This is a genomic window from Acinetobacter sedimenti (assembly GCF_022601685.1).
GTDB lineage: Bacteria > Pseudomonadota > Gammaproteobacteria > Pseudomonadales > Moraxellaceae > Acinetobacter > Acinetobacter sedimenti.
On record NZ_JAKUML010000008.1, the window covers coordinates 115,108 to 133,775 of the forward strand.

Here is an 18,668-nt window from a genome sequence, read left to right on the forward strand (position 1 = left end):
ATTTGTTGAAGTACAGAGGGGTCTATGTGGGAATTTATTAAAGCTGGTGGGTGGTTGATGGTCCCACTGATCTTGTGTTCAATCATTTCATTAGCGATTTGTATTGAACGCTTTTTGCGACTAAAAAAATCACAAGTGATTCCAAAAAATTTGGCGAATGAAGTTTTAGCTCGTGCGCAAAGCGGGACATTGAACTTGCAAGATCAAAAGTCATTATTTGCATCTTCATTAGGAAAAGTTTTGCAAAAAGGCTATATGTTTAAAAGCAAAGGTGCGGATTTTGCACAAAAGCAAATGCAAACTGAAGCCAGTGTACAAATTGCCTCACTTGAAAAAAATATTAATTTCTTAGGCACCATTGGCTCGATTGCACCGCTTTTAGGTTTGCTCGGTACTGTGTTGGGGATTATTCAAGCCTTTCTTGCTGTAAATACGGGCGGTGTGACTGATCCTGCATTGCTTGCACAAGGCGTGTCTAAGGCATTAATTACCACGGCAGCAGGTATGATTATTGCAATTCCTGTATTGATGGCTTATCGCTATTTTCAACGTGTGATCGTGGAATATGTGGTGGAAATGGAACAACAAGCAACTATATTTCATGCCGCATTGTTTTATGATGCACACTTTAAAATTGTAGAAAATGATGAACCTGCTTATGACGATTCAGCATTGATCGAAGCGCAGGTGGCGGATGAAGTTTAATCGCCCACGTGTCAATGAGATCGAAGTCAATCTAACCCCGATGATTGACTGTTTATTATTTTTATTGGTTTTCCTCTTGGTATCGACCACTTTTAATCAGCATAGTCGTTTGAATCTGACTTTGCCTGATGCGCAAGGTGTGCCACCGACGTCGATAGATGAGCGTGTGGAAGTCGTGGTTCAAGCTTCCGGAAAATACACGGTGAATGGTCAGGCATTGGCAGGCAATGATGAAACGCAATTGACTACGGCAATACAGCAAGCAACAGCTGATCGACGTGATATGCCTGTGATCATTGCAGCTGATGCCAAAGCAGCACATCAAGATGTAGTACGTGTCATGGATGTTGCGGGTAAGCTCGGCTTTATGAATATCAATATCAGTACCAAAGTTCCTGCGAGAGGTTATTAATCGGTGAATAAGGCGAAAGATGCAAGTCAACCGAATGCCAGTCAATCAGATGCAAAAAGTGATTTGCAGGTTTATTTTCGCCTATTAAGTTATCTTAAAGTCTATTGGAAAGCAGGCATTTTGGTATTGATAGGTTTTGCGATCAATGCGGCAACCGAAGTGTCGATCGCACAATTGATCAAATACATCATTGATGCGATCAATACCGCAGATCAGTCTGCGAAAAATTTATTTCCAGTCTTAGTGATTTTACTGTTCTTTTTCCGTGGCTTAGGTTCTTTTCTTGGGAATTATTTCTCTGCGCTGATTTCTCGCAATTTGGTATTTACTTTGCGTCAGCAGATTTTCGATAAACTGTTAAAATTACCAACAGCCTATTATTTAAATAACTCGAGTGGACATATCACTGCGAAGATTATTTATAACGTCGAACAAGTTACTGCAGCGTCTACAGAATCATTAAAAACTATTGTACGAGATGGGTTGACGGTGATTTTGCTACTTGGTTATTTATTTTATATGAATTGGCGGTTGTCACTAACCATTCTCATCATTGCACCTTTAATTGCTTTGGTCATTCGTAAAGCGGCTAAGCGTATGCGTCGCCTGTCAACACAACTGCAAAATAGTATGGGTGATGTTAGCCATGTGGTGCAAGAAGCGGTCAATGGCTACTCCGTAGTGAAAAGCTTTGGTGGACAAGCCTATGAAAAACAACGCTTTCACCGATATTCACTTGAAAATTTAAAAAAAGGTTTAAAGCTCGTCGTTGTGGTGAGTATCAATACGCCCTTGGTACAGCTGTTTATGGCGATCGCAATGAGTATTGTGATTTGGATTGCACTGCGTCCGCAAATCATTGGTGATACCAGTGCAGGTGAGTTTGTTGCATACATCACGGCGGCAGGATTATTGAGTAAACCTGTCAAAGCGCTTACCGATGTCAATGAGAAAATACAGCGTGGTCTTGCTGCGACCAAATCAATTTTTGATGTGATTGATCAAGCGGATGAGCCAAATCTCGGACAGTTTAAACCGCCGATGTCAGGTCAAATTCAGTTTAATCAGGTTGGCGTCACCTATCCTGATGGGACGAAAGCACTAGATCAAATCAACTTGCAGATCGAATCAGGTGAAACCATTGCATTGGTTGGGCGTTCTGGTGCAGGTAAATCGACTTTGGTCAATACACTACTTCGCTATCAGACGCATCAGGAAGGACAGCTCATTGTCGATGGTCATGAAATCGAAGATATTGAGTTGAATTATTTGCGTCATCATATTGCCATGGTCAATCAACAAGTCATTTTATTCGATCGAACCGTACGTGAAAATATTGCCTATGGTGAGCTTGCTGATGCTACAGAAGAGCAAATCATCGCTGCGTCAAAAGCGGCTTATGCGCATGATTTCATCATGGAGTTACCAAAAGGCTATGACACCAATCTCGGTGCCAATGGTTTAAATCTGTCAGGTGGTCAACGTCAGCGTTTGGCGATTGCACGTGCGATGCTAAAAAATGCACCAATTCTCATCTTAGATGAAGCGACCAGTGCACTAGACAACCAATCTGAGCATTATATTCAACAAGCGCTTGACCAAGCGATGCAAGGGCGTACAACCATTGTCATTGCACACAGACTGTCTACCATTGAAAATGCGGATCGCATCGTGGTGATGGATCATGGGCAGATCATTGAAGTGGGTAATCATCAAGAATTACTCGACAAACAAGGTGAATATGCCAAGCTTTATCAGCGTCAATTCCACCTTGATGATGAGTCTTAAATCACATGCGTTTGGCAGAACGTATACAAAAAGCATGGCATGATCAAGCCAAATGGCTGATTGTGCTACGTCCACTGTCTTGGCTGTATCGTGCTGTTTTTCTGTGGCAAAAAAATAGCAAATCAAAAAATGCTTACCGTGCGCCAGTAGCAGTGATGATTATTGGCAATATTACCGTCGGTGGTAGTGGTAAAACCCCACTAATCATTGCCTTAGTTGAATATTTGCAATCTAAAAATATAAAAGTCGGCGTGATTAGTCGAGGCTATGGAGGAAAAGGCGGGGGTGGTAAAGGTGTAGATGGAAAAGGCGAGTTTCCGTTACTCGTGACTTTGGATTCTACGCCTGAGCAGGTGGGCGATGAGCCGACTTTGATCGTACAACGTACTCATGTGCCGATGGCTGTCGGACCAAATCGTCAACATGCAATTGAATTGTTATTACAACATCATCACGTAGATTTGATTCTGAGTGATGATGGTTTACAACATTTTGCGCTTGCTCGTGACTTGGAATGGGTGGTGGTCGATGCCAATCGTGGTTTTGGCAATGAAAAGCTTTTGCCTGAAGGTTATCTACGAGAGCCATTAAGCCGTTTGGATGACGTGACTGTCATTGAACATTCGGCACATCCTAAGACCGATTTGCATATGCATCTTGAACCGAGTACACCGTATAATTTGGTAGATCACAGTCAGCCTTTCAATGCGAGTTTGCACTATGATGCAGTGGTTGGGATTGGGTTTCCACTGCGTTTTTTTAAGACCCTTGATGATTTAAATATCTCGTATCAAAAGCACGCTTTTGCAGATCACCATGCCTATCAAGCCAGTGATTTTTCAACAATACATAGCCAAGCGATCATCACCACAGAAAAAGATGCGGTCAAGTTAAAGCAACTTTGGCACAATGATCCTGAGATGTTGGCACGTGTCTGGGTGGTGCCTGTACAAGCGGTATTATCAGAAAACGTCTATCAGTTGTTTAATGATCAGTTGCTCGGTTTAAATCCGAATTTTAAAATCAATCTATCACATCGTCCGAATAGCTAACACGCCAAATAGATGAAGGAAGTTTTATGCGTAAACACATTGTCATCCCTGCACGTTTTGCCAGTTCACGCTTACCGGGTAAACCTCTGCTTAAGGTTCATGGTCGAGCGATGATTTTACGTGTGGTTGATCAAGCCAAAAAAGTAGATGGTTTTGATGATTATTGTGTGGCAACTGACGATCAACGTATTGCTGATATTTGCTTGGCAGAAGGCATTGATGTAGTAATGACCGATGTCAATCATCCATCGGGTACAGATCGTTTGAGTCAAGTTGCACAAATTAAAGGTTGGTCCGATGAAGACATTATTGTCAATGTACAAGGTGATGAGCCGCTGCTTCCTGCACAACTAGTTAAGCAAGTGGCACAGCTTTTAGAAGATCAAACACAATGTGCGATGGCGACACTATGTGAACCGATTCAATCATTGGAAGAATTTGAGCGTGATAGCATCGTCAAAGTGGTAATGAGTAACACCAAAGAAGCATTGTATTTTAGCCGTGCTACGATTCCTTATGACCGTGATGGCGCAAAATTCGCTGAACGTACATTACATGACAAAGCCTATCGTCATTTGGGTTTATATGCCTATCGTGTGCAGTTGCTTCAAGATTATGTGACATGGTCGCAAGGTGATTTGGAACAGTTGGAAAGTTTGGAACAGCTTCGCGTCTTGGAAAATGGTCATCGGATTGCCATTGATGTGGCACAGGCGAATTTACCACCCGGTGTCGATACTCAAGCCGATTTAGATCGTTTAAATGCCATGCCAGTCAGTGCATTTGAATAAATTCTTTTTGCATAGAAACAGATCATATCCATGAGCGAAGATCATCATCCGTCTGAATTGCACGTTCCTAGTTCGAAAGGACAGGACATCTATACTTGGCATCATCCAATTTGGCAAAAGCTCACGACACGCTACCCAGAGCTTGGTCATGCCATGTTGTTCTATGGAAAGCAGGGTTGTGGGAAGCAACAATTTAGTTTGCAATTTGCCAAATGGTTGCTTTGCTTAAATAAATCAGGCTTAAACAAATCGAGTTTAAAGCAGACCAATTCTACGGAGATTCAAATAGCCTGTGGACAGTGTAAAAGTTGTCACTGGTTTGATGCCGACACTCATCCACAGCTCAAACAAATTTCCGCAGATTTTGATGAAAAAAAGCAAAGTTATTCTGCGATTAAAATTGATCAAATCCGTGAACTGAATGATTTTATTCAGCAAACCGTTGACGGTTGGCGTGTAGTGTTAATTCATCAAGCAGATAAAATGAATGTCGCTTCGAGTAATGCTTTGCTAAAAACTTTGGAAGAACCGGGTGATCGGGTGTTGATGATTTTAGTCAGCGATGCCATGTTGCAACTTTCGGCAACCATTCGTAGCCGTGTACAACAATATGCTTTAGATCGAATCAGCATTTCGCAAGCGCAACTGTATTTATCTCAAAATGCTTTAACGACATCTGAAAATCACAGTGAATTCACCGCAGATGAGCAACAGATTGCTTTAGCTTTAGCGCATTACATGCCGTTAAAGGCACAAGACATTTTAAATAGTCCGTGGTTTGCAAAACGACAAAGTTTTGCTCAAGCGTGGACAAACTTGGTGAAATACAAACAACAACCGATCAAGTTTGCCAATGATTGGCTCAAGGAATTGGACTTTAAAGCACTGATGATGATGCTTCGTTTTAACCTGCAAGATATGACGGCATATAAATTACAGCAAGCGATTCAGCAGTCCGATCTCGACATTACTGATTTACAACAGTATTATAGTTTGGAACAGCTATTTGATTTAGATAAAGCGTTCAATCAAGTGCCAATACAGCTTGCGCAGAATGTGCAAAGTGCATTGATATTTGAGCAACTGTGTATGCAGTTGATGAATGTGGAAGGGGTAAGTGTTTAATGCGGTGATTTTTACACCAAACTAAGCACGCTAAATGAAACAGCATAAAAAATAACATAGGGAGTATGTTGATGATTCCACCACGTGGCGGTGCCATTATTCAAACCAATATGCCAGATCAGGCAAGCCTACAAGCATGTTATATGCCTTTTGTACTTGGTGGCGGGTTATTTGTGCCATCTAAGCAAGAAGTCACTTTGGGGCAAGAGCTTCTCGTTATTGCGTCATTGCCTGAGCAATCACAAAAATATCCAGTCACAGGCAAAGTGATTTGGATTTCACCACGTCAACAAGGTTCAAAGCCACAAGGTTTTGCAATACAGCTTGGCGGTGAAAAAGGTTTGGCATTTAAAAATGAAGCGGAAAAAATGTTGGCAGGACATCTAACATCTGATAAACCGACCTATACACTATAAAACTGATCGTCGTGAATCAATACTTTTGGGCTGAAATCACACCTCAGTGAATGGGCAGATGTGATAAAATGACCAAACTAAATTTATAAGTTGTAAAAGTTTTATGATGCAGTTTGTGGATTCTCATTGTCACCTGACGATGCTTGAGCTAAAGCCGTATGACGGAGATGTTCATGCCGCCATTGAAGTGGCAATGCAGGCGGGTGTCAGTCGGATGATGGGCATATCTGTAGCGTTGGATGATCATATTGCGCTGTCCGAGATTGCATCAGCGCATGATCATGTCGGTTATAGTGTCGGCGTGCATCCTTGTGAAGACCCAGAAATGATGGCTCGGGCAACGGTTGAAGAACTTGTGTCGTTAGCGCAGTCTGATAAAGTTTGGGCGATCGGTGAAACAGGTTTGGATTATTATCACAGTACCGATTTCATTCAAGAACAAAAAGATTGTTTTGCACGGCATATTGAAGCATCACAACACGTTGGCAAGCCTTTGGTGGTACATACACGCAGTGCCAAAGCAGATACCATTGATATACTTAAAGCAGAAAATGCGACACATGGTATTTTGCATTGCTTTACTGAAGATTGGGACACGGCAAAAGCGGTGCTAGATTTGGGATTTTATATTTCTTTTTCAGGGATTATTTCTTTTAAGAATGCGCAAGATTTGCGTGACGTCGCCAAGCAAGTGCCACTTGATCGCTTACTCATTGAAACAGATAGCCCTTATCTTGCGCCAGTGCCGTATCGTGGGAAGTCGAACGAGCCAAAATATGTACCGCATGTGGCAGAAGCATTGGCGGGTGTATATGGCGTATCGGTAGAGCAAATAGCCCAGCAAACGACGGATAACTTTTTGCGAATCACAGGTTTGAGTGCATAATTTACGTTTAATGCGGTTTGAAAATGTTATAGTGATTCAAAGCATGTGATGCGACATAGAATATCAAAATACAGTTGTCATGAATTGATGTGAGAATTTCAACATGAAGAATTTAGACCAGCAGATGGAACGACAAGCGCAGTTTAAGGCGCGCGAAGAACTTATCTTTTCGACTGCGGAAAATTTATTGTTGGAATATGGCGAATCAGGCATGACGTTGGACACTTTGGCAGCCGACCTCGATATTGCCAAAGGCACGCTGTATAAGCATTTTCAAAGTAAAGATGAGTTATATATTTTATTGATCATACGCAATGAGCAAAAGCTGTTAGATATGATCTATGACACGGAAAAAGAATTCCCTGAGCATCTTGCTTTTTTTATGTTGCATCAGTTGCACCACCCTGAGCGTACAGTGCTCTATCATCAGATCGAAGAGCGTCTAGCCAACACAGGGCAAGGGTTACAAAGTTTATTTCAAGATCTTTATCAAATCCGTAAAAAACGCTTACGGATTATCATTCGCCTGACAGAACATTATTTAAAATACATTCAAAGCGCCATGCCTGTACGTGATTATTTAGCCTCGATTTGGTCGATTACCCAAGGTGCGGCGGCGATTCTCAACTCGACCTATTATCAGCGTTATTTGGGTGAGCGTGACAGTCTGCGAGTGTCATATATTGAGCAAGTTTTGGCGTTGCCGAAGAATGCTCGTGAAGAAGCCTTCGATGAGCAAGAGTCACAAGCCATGCAAAATGCCGATCAGCAAAATAGTTGATGATTGGACTCAGTGAAAATTAAAGCATCGAGCGTATCGTGAACAATAAAAATAAAGTCCAACAAATCGCAAAACATCAACAAGGTTTTACCTTGATTGAAGTCATGCTCGTCATTGTGATCATGGCGGTGATGGCAAGTCTGATCGTGATGAATGTACAAGGCGTCGATCAACGCAAAGTCATGCAAGCCCGTGAATTGTTAATTTTAAATTTAAAGAAAATCCGTTTAGAGTCAGCTGATCAAGGGCGAATTTTGGGTTTGCTCATTCAGCCTGCGACCGATATTGCGCCTGCACAATATGAGGTGGTGGAGTATCGCCCACAAGCCAATCCTGACAATTCAAATCAGAGCCAATTAAATCAAAGTCAGTCAAATCTAAACCAATCCACTCAAAGTCAATTTAATCAAAATCAGCCGATGGGTGCGCGTGGTCAATACCGTTGGCAATTGGCAAACGATTTTGACAGTCAGACTTTACCTGAGCAAAGTAGCTTACAGATCCAAAGTCTTGATCATCAGTTGAATTTAGATGTACTCAAACAAAATGATGCCTTACCACAGATTATTTGGCTTGGTAATGGTGAAGCAGTCCCAGTGCGCATTCAGCTGTATTTGCAACAACAACAAGTCGGCGATGCCATTGTGCTCAATCGACTCGGTGCGGTGAGTGATGAAGAAGACTTGTAGGCAGAACGTTCAGCATCGACGATTCAACGCATTTGGCTTTACTTTGCTTGAGGTGATGGTGGCATTGGCAATCTTTGCAACCACAGCATTGGCATTGATGAAAATTGCCATGAACTATACCCAGTCAATTCAGCAAAATGAGCTACGAACTCTAGCGCATTTCGTTGCAATGAATCAGGCGGCGGAGCTTCGGATTGAAAAAGAGTGGCTCACAGGCAGTCAAAGTGAAGACATCACTGAACAAGGCGAGCAATGGCGTATTCAAAAGCAGTCTTATGAAACCATTAGTCCAGATGTGCAACGTATTGAAATCCAAGTGTCGCATATTGACCCTGATAATGCTGAAAAAGTACAAGGTGTAACCACGTTATCGGTATTTAATTATCGGCAATCGCTAGAGGGCAACGCACAATGAACGCTGTCACTCAAAAGCACAATACACAGCCTAAGCATGCTTCAGGGTTTACCCTTGTTGAAGTGTTGGTGGCGATAGCGATCTTTGCGGTACTTAGCGCAGCAGGATGGATGGTGTTCGACCAACTGATCAAGACTCGTGAGCGTAATACAACGCATCTTGAGCATCTGCAAAAATTACAATTTGCGTATATGCAAATACAGCGTGATTTGAGCCAGATTGTACCGTTGTCAGGGCGAGAGGGCGAAGAAAGTTACCCTGCATTGCAACTTGAAAATCAACAATTGCAGTTTAATAAAGCAGGTGTGATTGATCCTTTGCAACAGGGTTTGGATCGCTTTGAATTTGTTGAATATCGTTTTGATCCCGACAAACAAGCCTTGATGCGTTATCACAATGCCTATATTTACCGTAAGCAAAGCCAAGATATGCAAGGTGATGTGCTGATTGCACCGATTGAAAATCTACAAATTCAAGCCCTTGATCCTGCTGTACAAACACAGTGGCCTGCACAAAGCGTAACCGATACCGATTCAACAGAATATTTGATGTCACAGCTTCCACAAGGTGTAGTGTTAAGTTTTGATTATCAAGGGCGAGCCATTCGCTGGGTGTTTAGTACAGCCAAAAGCATGCCTACAACTGAAACTGAATCGGGTACGAATGGCAACAGTTCAAATAACGGTTCAAACAATAATTCAGATAGCGATTCGAACAATAGTTCTGAAAATGGGAGCACGAGCTAATGATAAAGCCGAACCATTTGCCAGTGAATCACCACTTTTCAAAATCATCGCAAAGCGGTGTGGCGTTACTGACCATTTTAATCATGGTAGTGCTTGCGACGATTCTTGCTGTGAGTATTTTGCGCTATCAAAATGCCAATTTGGAAGAAACTAAGTTGCTATTACGTCAAGATCAGGCATTGCAATATGCGTGGTCTGCAGAATATTTTTTCTCAGAACTGCTCATTCAAGATGCCAAAGACAATACAACCGATAGCTTAACTGAAAATTGGGCACAACCTTTCCCGCCGTTTCCTGTGGAGGATGGTGTGGTCACAGGTCAGCTCCATGATGAGCAAGGGCGTTTTAATCTCAATAGCTTATTGAATGAAAATGGCGAAAAGAACGAAACTGCGGTGCTGTTTTTCCAAGCGATGTTAGAACGACTAAATCTTGATCCAAATCTAGTTGAGGCAGTGATTGATTGGCAAGATGCCGATAATGAAACCGTTGGTGCGATGGGCGCTGAGAATAGCTATTATCAAGGTGTGCAAGCAGGCTATCTTGCACCAAATCAGCTTTTTAGCAGTGCCAAACAGTTGCAATGGGTACGTGGCTTTGAAGGGGAGAATTATCAACGTATAGCCCCTTATATTGTTGCCTTGCCATCTCGAAGTACTAAGATCAATATTAATACGGCTGATCCGTTTGTTTTGGCATGTTTGAATCCTCGACTTGACCCGATGGCTGTGGCGAATACCATGCAAGCACAGCGTCAGAATTTGGAAACTTTAAGCAGTTTTTCTGACCTTTGGAATTTGGATGGATTCAGCGCAGTGACTGAAGATCGTGAGAAATATTCGGCATTATTCGATGTGTCTTCATCGTTTTTTGTTGCGGAGATACAGGTGATGTTATCCGAGCGCAAACGCAGTATTCAAAGCCATTTGTATCGTTCAAAAGAAATCGTGCAAAGCTATCGACATGATTGGCATGGTGCTGATTTTTAGTCAAACCTAAATAAATCTGTATGGCTTCATTCGTTGGAATTATCCATTTCTATATTTTGCATATTGGGTTGTGATAACAACAAATGCGTGCCTTGAATCATATAAGACATTGATCGAATCAAAATCTGTTTATCCGTTTGATAATGGCTGAGATACCACAGGCTTGTAGTTTGACTGATTGCGCCGATCACACCAATCGCAATGGTCGTCACTTCCACATTGGGAATCTTTAAATCAGGATAAATATTCATACTCAGTTGTGCGAATAAATTGGCAAAATTTTGAATCGTCGAAATATATAGCTGATCAATCGTTTCACTCACACCAAGCACTTCGAACCATACGATTTTTGCCGTTTTGGGTTTTTCTGCAACAGCAAAAAATACTTCTAAAGTTTGCTCAATCAATGTTTTGATGGAAGCGTGATTGATATTTTCCGAAATGGATGTCAAAACCGCTGTTTCAATATGTCGAATTTCACGCTGATATACTTCAGCCAAGAGTTGTTCAATACTCTGAAATGATTCATAAAAATAACGATCAGTCAGACCTGCTTGTTTGCACAAGTTGCGCATAGTCGTTTGCCGAAAGCCAATCGTGCCAAAGAGCTCATAAGCAGCTTCAATGAACTGTAATCTACGCTTTGATTGACGATCTTCAAGGCTTTCACCTGCGTAGGTGCGACCTTGTATGGCGTGTGATGAATTTTTCATAGCTTAAATTGTACGTGTATAAAATATTTGACAACACATGTTGTCAGATGTAGATTATCAACATTCTGAAGAGAAGTGTAGTCACATTTAAATCTGATGACAAGTATCTTCAAATATGTATTTTTAAAAAAATTGCTGACATGATCAGACACAAAGTGCATGGACTCGGCAGGAATAAAGGTGATACAGATGACATCGGTACAGGTTTTGATTATCGGCAGTGGCTTTGGCGGGCAGTGTACCGCGATCAATTTGCTCAAACGTGGACTACAAGACTTCTTAATCTTAGAGCGTCGTGACTTCATGGGTGGCACGTGGTGTCAAAACAGCTATCCCGGTGCGGCTGTCGATGTGCAGTCACCACTGTATTCGATCTCACACGAACCTTATGCGTGGAGTCAGATGTTTGTCGAGCAAGCAGAGCTTGAGCAGTACACCAATCACGTGATTGATAAATATGATCTTCGAAGTAAAACCAAGACCAATGCCAATGTCGTGAAAGTCGAATGGAATAAAGCAACCACTCGCTGGTTGGCGCATATTGAAAATGGCGAAGTGATCTCAGCACAGTTTGTCGTCAATGCCTCAGGGCCACTCAGCACACCAGTGATTCCAAACTTTAAAGGTCGTGATACCTTCAAAGGTGAATCGTTCCATACCAATAATTGGAATCATGATTATGACTATCGTGGCAAACATGTAGCGATCATTGGTAGTGGTGCAAGTGCTGCACAGGTGATTCCTGCGATTGCTGAAGATGTTGCTCACCTCCATGTATTCCAACGCTCTCCGCATTGGGTGATGCCTCGACCAGATTACAAATTCAGCCAAACACAGCAAAAATTAGTCGGTAATAAGCTGATACACAAAGGTGTTCGAACGGCGATTTATTGGCAGTTGGAAACCCGTATGATCGGTTTTAAATATTCCAAAGCGATGCTCAATATCGTTGCGCAACGTGTTGCACTGAAACATATCAAAAATCAAATTAAAGACCCAAAAATGCGTAAAGCAGTGACGCCAGATTACACCATCGGTTGTAAGCGCATTATCTTATCCAATACGCTTTATCCTGCGCTCAGTCGAGACAATGTCACTTTACATACCAGAGACTCAGGTATTCAGTCCATCGATGAAAAGGGTATTTTCACCAAAGATGGTCAACATCTTGATCTAGATTTAATTATTTATTCTACTGGCTATGACGCAACTGATGGGGTGATTTCTTATCCTGTGGTGGGCAAGCGAGGAAATACCTTGGCGGAGTTTTGGGAAGAATATCCACGTGCATATCTCGGTACGACCATTCCAGATTTTCCAAACTTCTTTGTGGTGACAGGACCAAATACAGGAATTGGGCATACCTCAGCGATATTCGTGATTGAAGCGCAAATGAACTACATCATGAAAGCCATTGAGGCGACCAAGTTGCGTGGTAAGTCTGTCATTGAAGTGACAAAGCAAGCTGAAAGTGACTATACCCAAATGATTCACCATGAGATGAAAAGTACAGTGTGGCAATCGGGTGGTTGTAATAGCTGGTACAAGAGCAAAAGTGGACATGTGATTGCAATGTTCCCAGGTTTTAGCTTTACCTATTACCAACTCGCAAATAAGTTTCAATCAAATCATCATGAGTTTTCATAAGATTTTTTCTGAGTATTAATGGTTCAGTAGGTATAAAAATGATTAAAAATTTTCAGGGAAAAGTGGTTGCAATTACAGGTGCAGGTTCGGGCATTGGACGTGCTTTAGCAATGCGTTTTGCCAAAGCAGGCTGTGATTTGGCATTGTCAGATATTAATCTATCTGCTGTCGAAGCAACTGAGCAGATGATTAAAAAAGATCATCATTGCAAAATCAGTTGTCATCAGCTTGATGTCAGTGATCGTAAAGCATTTTATACATGGGCAGATGATGTGGTGGCATTTCACGGTAAGGTGAATATGATCATCAATAATGCAGGCGTAGCACTATCTGGAACGGTTGCATCATTAAGCATTGAAGATTATGAGTGGATCATGAATATCAATGTATGGGGTGTGATCTATGGTACAAAAGCATTTTTGCCGTATTTAGAGCAATCGGGTGAAGGGCATGTTGTTAATATTTCGAGTATTTTTGGTCTGACTTCGCAACCACTGATGAGTGGTTACAACGCCAGTAAATTTGCCGTGCGTGGTTTTACTGAATCCTTACGTCAAGACTTAGCATTGACCAACTCTTGCGTCAGTGCGACCTGCGTCCATCCCGGCGGTATTAAAACCAATATTGCTCAAGCCGCTCGGGTGTCCGATAGTGTCGCCAAAGCAACTGGTAAAGATACCAAAGCTGCCACCAAAGATTTTGAAATGACTTTTATCACGACACCTGAGAAAGCTGCGGATACGATCTTTAATGCAGTAAAACATGATAAGCGTCGAGTATTGGTCGGTCCTGATGCAAAAGTCTATGATTGGGTGGTGCGCTTGATGCCGACAGGTTATCAAAAGATCATGACGGCTACGGTAAAGTTGAGAAGTTTAAAATAGTTCAATCGCAAATTTTACCCACAAAAAATGCCAGTCAAAACTGGCATTTTTTTATTCAATACATGAATTATTTTTTGTTATTTTCCAATTGCGGTACAGCAGAACCCTGACCGAGTGACAATAAACCTGTATCCGTATAGATACCGAGTTTTGCACGGGTATCGGTAATATCAAGGTTACGCATGGTTAATTGACCGATACGATCCATCGGCGTAAACATTGAATCGCCTTTTTCCATCGTCAAGCGTTCTGCTTCATAAGTGAGGTTCGGTGATTCAGTATTTAAAATACTAAAGTCATTACCACGACGGAGCTCAAGGGTTACAGTGCCCGTAATTGCTTTTGCCACCCAACGCTGCGCAGTTTCACGAAGCATCAATGCTTGAGAATCGAACCAACGACCTTGATAGAGTAAGCGACCAAGACGCAGACCATTGATACGGTATTGCTCGATGGTATCTTCATTGTGAATACCTGTGATCAAACGCTCATAAGCAATGTGCAATAACGCCATACCCGGTGCTTCGTAGATACCACGAGATTTCGCTTCGATGATACGGTTTTCGATCTGATCTGACATGCCTAGACCGTGACGACCACCGATACGATTGGCTTCAAGAATCAATTCAACTGGATCATCAATGCGTTTGCCATTGAGTGCAACAGGCATGCCTTCTTCAAAAGTGATCGACACTTCTTCCGCTTTGATTTCAACGTCATCTTTCCAGAACGCCACGCCCATGATCGGCTCAACGATTTTTACGCCAGCATTTAAGAATTCTAAATCTTTGGCTTCATGTGTTGCACCAAGCATGTTTGAGTCAGTCGAGTAGGCTTTTTCTTTCGACATTTTGTAGTCGAAGCCATTGTCGATCAAGAATTGTGACATCTCAGCACGACCACCAAGCTCATCGATAAAGACTTGATCGAGCCACGGTTTGTAGATTTTTAACTCAGGATTGGTCAGCAAACCATAACGGTAGAAACGCTCAATGTCGTTACCTTTATAAGTCGAACCATCACCCCAAATATTCACATCATCTTCTTTCATTGCAGTAACGAGCATAGTACCCGTCACGGCACGACCAAGCGGTGTCGTGTTGAAATATGGAATACCGCCAGTAGAGATATGGAATGCACCACATTGAATCGCTGCAATACCTTCTAAGGCAAGTTGCAAACGACAATCGACCAATCGTGCTTTGGTTGCACCGTACTGTTCAGCTTTTTTCGGGATGGCATCATAGTCATCTTCGTCAGGCTGACCTAAGTTTGCAGTATAAGCAAAAGGCGAGGCACCTTTTTGCTTCATCCATAACAAAGCGGCAGAAGTATCCAAACCACCAGAGAATGCGATACCTACTTTTTTGCCTACAGGTACATTTTGCAAGATCGTTGCATTATCAGTCATGAGCCATCCTAATTCGTCTATCTAGTATCTAACTAACGATTTCTATAAGTGACTTTGCCTACAATACGTTTAAAGCAACGGATCGAAGCCAGTCGAATCAAAAAAATTGGCAGTATTGTAGCACTTTTCAGCGTCATTGTTTTTGGGAAATTTGGAATATCTGCAAATAATCAAATGGCGAAAAATATAAAAGCATTTGCAAAAAACCGTTTTAGCTTTCTATCTAAGTTAGAAGTTCAATTCGGGAGGGCGTAAATGAATGAGTCGTACTATTGAGCATGGTAGCTAAAAAGTACAATTAAAATAACCTTGAAAAAAGTCACATTAAACACCATTAATAAAACTGACTTTTATCTAAAATTTAGACATAAAATTTTGAAAAATATCAATAAATAATACTTGAAATTATGCGAGTTGCACTTATCTATGAGTCATGTCAATATTTTTAGGATAATAACAAATGCGTTTTGAAAAATTCTCTGATCGACTTCAACAAAGTCTCTCTGATGCACAGTCTTTAGCCACAGGCAAAGATCATACTGCAATCAGTACCTTACATATTCTTGCCACCTTGTTGGAAGAATCATCCAATCAAAGTCTACTGCAACAGGCAGGTGTTAAACTCACTGAGCTGAAAGATAAACTGAATCAAGCGCTCCAAGATGCGCCAACCATTGCCAATCCAACAGGCGATGTAAATCTCAATCCTGAAGCGGCGAAAGTGTTAAATCTGGCAGATAGCTATGCGCAAAAGGCGGGAGATGAATTTCTCACCACAGATTGGGTGCTTTTGGCTTTGGCGGAGCAGGGTGAAACCCACAAATTGTTCACTGCCGCAGGTGGTGATGGCAAAAAATTGCGTGGTGTGATCGAAAAAATTCGAGGAAATGAAAAAGTGACTACCAGTAACCATGAAGAAAATCGTGATGCGCTTGGCAAATACACCATTGATCTAACCGATCGTGCGCTCGCAGGCAAACTCGATCCTGTGATTGGTCGTGATGATGAGATTCGCCGTACCATTCAAGTCTTATCACGCCGTACCAAAAACAATCCTGTGCTGATCGGTGAGCCTGGTGTGGGTAAAACAGCAATTGTTGAAGGTTTAGCGCAGCGTATCGTCAATGGTGAAGTACCTGAAAGTCTCAAAGGTAAACGTGTTTTGTCTTTAGATTTAGGTTCATTGCTCGCAGGTGCAAAATATCGTGGTGAATTTGAAGAACGCCTCAAAGCGGTATTAAAAGAACTGGCAAAATTGGAAGGGCAAGTGATCTTATTTATCGATGAGATTCATACCCTTGTCGGCGCAGGTAAAACTGACGGTGCGATGGATGCAGGCAATATGCTGAAACCTGCATTGGCACGTGGCGAATTACGATGTGTCGGTGCGACCACCTTAGATGAATATCGCCAGTATATCGAAAAAGACCCTGCGCTTGAACGTCGCTTCCAAAAAGTCTTGGTCGATGAGCCAAGTGTGGAAGATACCATTGCCATCTTGCGTGGTTTGAAAGAGAAATATGCGACTCATCATGGCGTACAAATTTTGGATTCCGCGATTATTGCCGCAGCGAAAATGTCACAGCGCTATATCACCGACCGTCAGTTGCCTGATAAAGCCATAGATTTGATCGATGAAGCGGCTTCACGTATCAAGATGGAGCTGGACTCAAAACCTGAGGCTTTGGATAAACTCGATCGCCGTTTGATTCAGCTGAAAATGCAGTTTGAACAGGTGAAAAAAGAGAAAGATGCAGGCTCGAAATCACAAGCATCATTACTTGAGCGTCAAATTAACGAAACGCAAAAAGAGTATAACGATCTTGAGGAAGTATGGCGTGCGGACAAAGCTCTGGTCGAGGGCAATAAAGATGTACAAGTGAAACTCGACCAAGCCAAAATAGCACTTGAGAAAGCACAGCGTGAAGGTGATTTGGCAGAAGCGGGACGTTTGCAATATGGCGTGATTCCAGAGCTACAAAAGCAACTGGAAAAAGCCGAGGTGGCAGACGAAAACGAAGCACCAAAATTGCTGCGTAACAAAGTCACTGACAACGAAATCGCCGAAGTGGTCAGTGCTGCAACAGGGATTCCTGTGTCGAAAATGCTACAAGGTGAACGAGATAAACTTCTGAATATGGAAGATTTCTTGCACAATCGTGTGGTCGGACAAGATGAAGCGGTAAAAGCCGTTTCCAATGCGGTGCGTCGTTCACGAGCAGGGCTGTCTGATCCGAATCGTCCAAGTGGTTCATTCCTCTTCCTTGGACCAACAGGTGTCGGTAAAACCGAGCTGACCAAGGCATTGGCGAATTTCTTATTCGATAGTGATGAAGCCATGATTCGTATAGACATGAGCGAGTTTATGGAGAAGCACAGCGTCAGCCGTTTGGTGGGTGCACCTCCAGGCTATGTTGGCTATGAAGAAGGTGGTGTACTCACCGAAGCGGTACGCCGTAAACCATACAGCGTGATTTTGTTCGATGAAGTGGAAAAAGCCCATCCAGACGTGTTCAATATCTTACTGCAAGTGTTGGATGATGGGCGTTTGACCGATTCGCAAGGTCGTGTGGTGGACTTTAAAAATACCGTGATCGTGATGACCTCGAATCTTGGCTCGCAAGATGTGCGTGAGCTGGGTGAAGGGGCAAGTGATGACGATGTCCGAGCGGTGGTGATGGCGGCAATCGGTCAGCATTTCCGTCCTGAGTTTATTAACCGTATTGATGAAGTGGTGGTATTCCACGGTCTGCAAAAATCACAAATGCGTGGTATTGCTGACATTCAGCTCGCTCGTTTGCGTGATCGGCTTGCCGAGCGTGAGATTGGCTTGCGTATCGAAGACGATGCCTTTGGCTTGTTGATCGATGCGGGTTATGATCCTGTGTTTGGTGCAAGACCGCTGAAACGTGCGATCCAATCCAAATTGGAAAATGAACTGGCAAATGATATTTTGTCAGGGAAATTTAGCGCAGGCGATACTATCGTGGTGTCCAAAGACGGCGATCACTTGGCGTTTGAGAAGTTAAAGCTGAGCTGATTTACTTTAATAAATTAAATTCTTGTAAAAGCCTTTCTTGGGAAAACTAAGAGAGGCTTTTATCAGTGATCAATAAAAATCAACCCCAAAAAAACTAGCATATGAATAGCCACCGATTTTGTAGACACCTTTTAGTTAGATAAAATGGCTAATTAACGAGGTGCTTATGAGCAGTAAA

The 18,668-nt window shown here is 42.3% G+C and carries 19 protein-coding genes; 17 read left to right on the forward strand and 2 right to left on the reverse strand.

The window, feature by feature from the left end; all coding sequences use genetic code 11:
- Window positions 1-24: 24 nt before the first annotated feature.
- The 13 genes from MKI79_RS06655 (at window position 25) to gspK (ending at window position 10,795) form a co-directional block, all read left to right on the forward strand.
- Window positions 25-705: a MotA/TolQ/ExbB proton channel family protein gene (locus MKI79_RS06655; RefSeq protein WP_241571257.1), complete on the forward strand. Its 681-nt coding sequence runs from the start codon at window positions 25-27 to the stop codon at window positions 703-705.
- A complete protein-coding gene (locus MKI79_RS06660) occupies window positions 695-1,117 on the forward strand; it encodes an ExbD/TolR family protein (RefSeq protein WP_241571258.1) in 423 nt (140 codons plus the stop codon). The genes MKI79_RS06655 and MKI79_RS06660 overlap by 11 nt, the downstream gene beginning before the upstream one ends.
- A gap of 3 nt (window positions 1,118-1,120) precedes the next feature.
- Window positions 1,121-2,905, forward strand: coding sequence for a lipid A export permease/ATP-binding protein MsbA (gene msbA / locus MKI79_RS06665; RefSeq protein WP_241571261.1), 1,785 nt, complete (start codon window positions 1,121-1,123; stop codon window positions 2,903-2,905).
- A gap of 5 nt (window positions 2,906-2,910) precedes the next feature.
- A complete protein-coding gene (gene lpxK, locus MKI79_RS06670; protein ID WP_241571263.1) occupies window positions 2,911-3,957 on the forward strand; it encodes a tetraacyldisaccharide 4'-kinase in 1,047 nt (348 codons plus the stop codon).
- A 26-nt stretch (window positions 3,958-3,983) separates the two neighbouring features.
- A complete protein-coding gene (gene kdsB, locus MKI79_RS06675) occupies window positions 3,984-4,748 on the forward strand; it encodes a 3-deoxy-manno-octulosonate cytidylyltransferase (protein ID WP_241571265.1) in 765 nt (254 codons plus the stop codon).
- A gap of 30 nt (window positions 4,749-4,778) precedes the next feature.
- On the forward strand, window positions 4,779-5,873 hold the full coding sequence (locus tag MKI79_RS06680; RefSeq protein WP_241571266.1) for a DNA polymerase III subunit delta': 1,095 nt from the start codon (window positions 4,779-4,781) through the stop codon (window positions 5,871-5,873).
- Between the two features lie 71 nt (window positions 5,874-5,944).
- On the forward strand, window positions 5,945-6,289 hold the full coding sequence (locus MKI79_RS06685; RefSeq protein WP_407651585.1) for a PilZ domain-containing protein: 345 nt from the start codon (window positions 5,945-5,947) through the stop codon (window positions 6,287-6,289).
- A gap of 106 nt (window positions 6,290-6,395) precedes the next feature.
- Window positions 6,396-7,175, forward strand: coding sequence for a TatD family hydrolase (locus tag MKI79_RS06690; protein WP_241571298.1), 780 nt, complete (start codon window positions 6,396-6,398; stop codon window positions 7,173-7,175).
- 124 nt (window positions 7,176-7,299) lie between these two features.
- Complete coding sequence (locus MKI79_RS06695; RefSeq protein WP_241571300.1) at window positions 7,300-7,956, forward strand: TetR/AcrR family transcriptional regulator; 657 nt, start codon at window positions 7,300-7,302, stop codon at window positions 7,954-7,956.
- Between the two features lie 38 nt (window positions 7,957-7,994).
- Window positions 7,995-8,645, forward strand: coding sequence for a pilus assembly FimT family protein (locus MKI79_RS06700; RefSeq protein WP_274619070.1), 651 nt, complete (start codon window positions 7,995-7,997; stop codon window positions 8,643-8,645).
- Entirely contained in the window at window positions 8,629-9,060 is a 432-nt protein-coding gene (gene gspI / locus MKI79_RS06705) for a type II secretion system minor pseudopilin GspI (protein WP_241571302.1), read from the forward strand. The genes MKI79_RS06700 and gspI overlap by 17 nt, the downstream gene beginning before the upstream one ends.
- Window positions 9,057-9,806, forward strand: a complete 750-nt coding sequence (gspJ, locus tag MKI79_RS06710) for a type II secretion system minor pseudopilin GspJ (RefSeq protein WP_241571268.1) — start codon at window positions 9,057-9,059, stop codon at window positions 9,804-9,806. Before gspI ends, gspJ begins: the two co-directional genes overlap by 4 nt.
- On the forward strand, window positions 9,806-10,795 hold the full coding sequence (gene gspK / locus MKI79_RS06715; RefSeq protein WP_241571270.1) for a type II secretion system minor pseudopilin GspK: 990 nt from the start codon (window positions 9,806-9,808) through the stop codon (window positions 10,793-10,795). The genes gspJ and gspK overlap by 1 nt, the downstream gene beginning before the upstream one ends.
- Window positions 10,796-10,821: 26 nt before the next feature.
- Here the strand turns inward: gspK and MKI79_RS06720 are convergent, their stop codons facing one another.
- Window positions 10,822-11,508, reverse strand: coding sequence for a TetR/AcrR family transcriptional regulator (locus tag MKI79_RS06720; protein WP_241571271.1), 687 nt, complete (start codon window positions 11,506-11,508; stop codon window positions 10,822-10,824).
- A 189-nt stretch (window positions 11,509-11,697) separates the two neighbouring features.
- Here MKI79_RS06720 and MKI79_RS06725 point away from each other — a divergent pair, with 189 nt between their 5' ends.
- Window positions 11,698-13,155 carry a flavin-containing monooxygenase gene (locus MKI79_RS06725; protein WP_241571272.1) on the forward strand — a complete coding sequence of 486 codons (1,458 nt, stop codon included), beginning with the start codon at window positions 11,698-11,700 and terminating at the stop codon, window positions 13,153-13,155.
- A 41-nt stretch (window positions 13,156-13,196) separates the two neighbouring features.
- Window positions 13,197-14,039, forward strand: coding sequence for an SDR family NAD(P)-dependent oxidoreductase (locus MKI79_RS06730; RefSeq protein WP_241571303.1), 843 nt, complete (start codon window positions 13,197-13,199; stop codon window positions 14,037-14,039).
- A gap of 67 nt (window positions 14,040-14,106) precedes the next feature.
- Here MKI79_RS06730 and argG read toward each other — a convergent pair whose 3' ends face one another.
- Window positions 14,107-15,450: an argininosuccinate synthase gene (gene argG, locus MKI79_RS06735; RefSeq protein ID WP_241571273.1), complete on the reverse strand. Its 1,344-nt coding sequence runs from the start codon at window positions 15,448-15,450 to the stop codon at window positions 14,107-14,109.
- 48 nt (window positions 15,451-15,498) lie between these two features.
- On the opposite strand from argG, the gene MKI79_RS06740 reads away from it, so the two are divergent.
- Window positions 15,499-15,705, forward strand: coding sequence for a hypothetical protein (locus tag MKI79_RS06740; protein WP_241571274.1), 207 nt, complete (start codon window positions 15,499-15,501; stop codon window positions 15,703-15,705).
- A gap of 205 nt (window positions 15,706-15,910) precedes the next feature.
- A complete protein-coding gene (clpB, locus tag MKI79_RS06745; protein WP_241571275.1) occupies window positions 15,911-18,490 on the forward strand; it encodes an ATP-dependent chaperone ClpB in 2,580 nt (859 codons plus the stop codon).
- Window positions 18,491-18,668: the final 178 nt, after the last annotated feature.